Below are 2,042 nucleotides of genomic sequence, written 5' to 3'. Positions count from 1 at the left end.
CCCGAAGGCGCATGAGCGATTGAGTGAGCGTCGGCGGCCGATGGCCGTCGGCGGGTGTCGGCAGCACGGATGCTGCCGTCAAGCCTACAAGGATGTATACACGGCGTCCCGCTGACGGCCGCCGGCCGCCGATGCGGCGGTCCCCGAGGGCGACGGCGGACAGATTTTGAATCTGGCCCCCTGGGGGCGCGACCCCGCTGAGAGGCTTTACCGGCAAGGCGGCTATACTTGGCGGTTCAGTCCAGCGACACCCGGCCGGAGACAAGGCTTCATGAAGACCCTGCGCATCGCCACCCGCAAGAGCCCGCTCGCCGTCTGGCAGGCGGAACACGTCGCCAGCGAGCTGCGCCGCGCACATCCGGACCTCGAGGTCGAGCTGGTGAGAATGACCACGCAGGGCGACCGCATCCTCGACTCCCCCCTCGCGCGCATCGGCGGCAAGGGCCTGTTCGTGAAGGAGCTGGAGATCGCGCTGCTGGAGGATCGGGCCGACATCGCGGTGCACTCGGTGAAGGACGTGCCGATGGAACTGCCGGAGCACCTCGAACTGCCGGTGATCCTGGAGCGGGAAGACCCGCTGGACGCCTTCGTCTCCAACGACTTTGCGGACCTGGACGCGCTTCCGGAGGGCTCGCGCGTGGGATCGTCCAGCCTGCGCCGCCAGTGCCAGCTGCGCGCGCGGCGGCCGGACCTCGTGGTGACCGACCTGCGCGGCAACGTGAACACCCGCCTGGCGAAGCTTGACGGCGGGGAGTACCAGGCGATCCTGCTGGCCGCCGCGGGCCTGAAGCGCCTTGGCTTCCAGCAGCGTATCCGGGCCCGGCTGGAGCCGGAGGTGAGCCTCCCGGCAGTCGGACAGGGCGCGATCGCGATCGAGTGCCGCGAGCGTGACGCGGCCGTGGGGAGCCTGATCGCACCCCTGAACCATCGGGACACCAGCGACCGGGTGCGCGCCGAGCGGGCCTTCAACCGGCGTCTGGAGGGTGGCTGTCAGGTGCCACTGGCCGCGCATGCGGTGCTGCAGGGGGACCAGATCCTGCTGCGGGGGCTGGTGGGAGCGACGGATGGCAGCCGCATCCTGTACGCGGAGACCGATGGACCCCGCGAAGAGGCCGGGGCGCTGGGCGTCGCGCTGGCGGTGGAGCTGCTCGACCAGGGCGCGGGGGAGCTGCTCGCGCTGGCGCACCGGTAGACGCCGGGCATGGCGGCCGCCCCAGGACCCGATACGCCGCTCGACGGGCGCCACGTGTTGGTCACCCGGCCCGAGGCGCAGGCCGGCGCCTTTTGCGCGATGCTGGAGCAGGCAGGGGCCCGGGTGACCCGCTTTCCGGTGATCGAGATCCGGGGGCCGCGGGATCCCTCCGGGCTTCGGGCGGCACTGCAGGGCCTGGCCGCCTACGACATCGCGGTCTTCGTGAGCGCGAACGCGGTGCGGCGGGTGGTACCCGAGGCCCTGGCGCGTGGCCCGTGGCCGCCGGGGCTCCGGGCCGCGGCGATCGGGGCCAGCACGGCGCGGGAACTGGCGGCACAGGGGCTGGCGCCCGACATCGTTCCCGAGCGCCGCTTCGACAGCGAGGCGCTTCTGGCCACCGACGCGCTGCAGTCGGTCGAGGGTCTGCGGGTGGTGGTCTTCCGTGGTGACGGCGGGCGCGAGCAGCTCGCGTCGACCCTGCGCTCCCGCGGTGCGGAGGTGACCCATGTCGAGGCCTACCGGCGCGCGCTGCCGGAGATCGATCCCCGGCAGCTGCGGGCATCGCTCGAGGCCGGAGGGATCGATGTGGTCACCGTGACCAGCGGCGAGAGTCTGCAGAATCTGGTGAAGATGCTGGGCCCGGTGACCGGAGAGACCCTGTGGCGTACGCGTTTGGTGGTGGGCGCGGCCCGCGTGGCCGAAAGAGCGAGGGAACTGGGGTTTCGGGCCGACGTCGTGACCGCGGAGGATCCGACCGACGCAGCGATGTTTCGGGCCGTCGTCGGGTGTCTTGGAGGTTGTGAGGGGTCGGGGCTTTCAGGCTAAGGGCGACCTGCCGATCGCTCCCACA

At 71.6% G+C, this 2,042-nt stretch carries 2 protein-coding genes; both read left to right on the top strand.

Going from position 1 to position 2,042, the window contains the following annotated elements; translation table 11 throughout:
• Positions 1-271: 271 nt before the first annotated feature.
• Positions 272-1,192, top strand: coding sequence for a hydroxymethylbilane synthase (gene hemC / locus ACESMN_RS12320; protein ID WP_373053899.1), 921 nt, complete (start codon positions 272-274; stop codon positions 1,190-1,192).
• A 9-nt stretch (positions 1,193-1,201) separates the two neighbouring features.
• On the top strand, positions 1,202-2,017 hold the full coding sequence (locus ACESMN_RS12315) for a uroporphyrinogen-III synthase (protein WP_373053898.1): 816 nt from the start codon (positions 1,202-1,204) through the stop codon (positions 2,015-2,017).
• Positions 2,018-2,042 lie beyond the last annotated feature (25 nt).

It is taken from the genome of Thioalkalivibrio sp. (assembly GCF_041690275.1).
GTDB lineage: Bacteria > Pseudomonadota > Gammaproteobacteria > Ectothiorhodospirales > Ectothiorhodospiraceae > Thioalkalivibrio.
Note: the sequence above shows the minus strand (reverse complement) of the source record. Positions and strands in the feature narration are given on the sequence as shown.

Bases quoted from the DNA above. Each gene is read 5' to 3' on its own strand.
- hemC (WP_373053899.1), top strand. From the start codon at position 272: ATGAAGACCCTGCGCATCGCCACCCGCAAGAGCCCGCTCGCCGTCTGG.
- ACESMN_RS12315 (WP_373053898.1), top strand. From the start codon at position 1,202: ATGGCGGCCGCCCCAGGACCCGATACGCCGCTCGACGGGCGCCACGTG.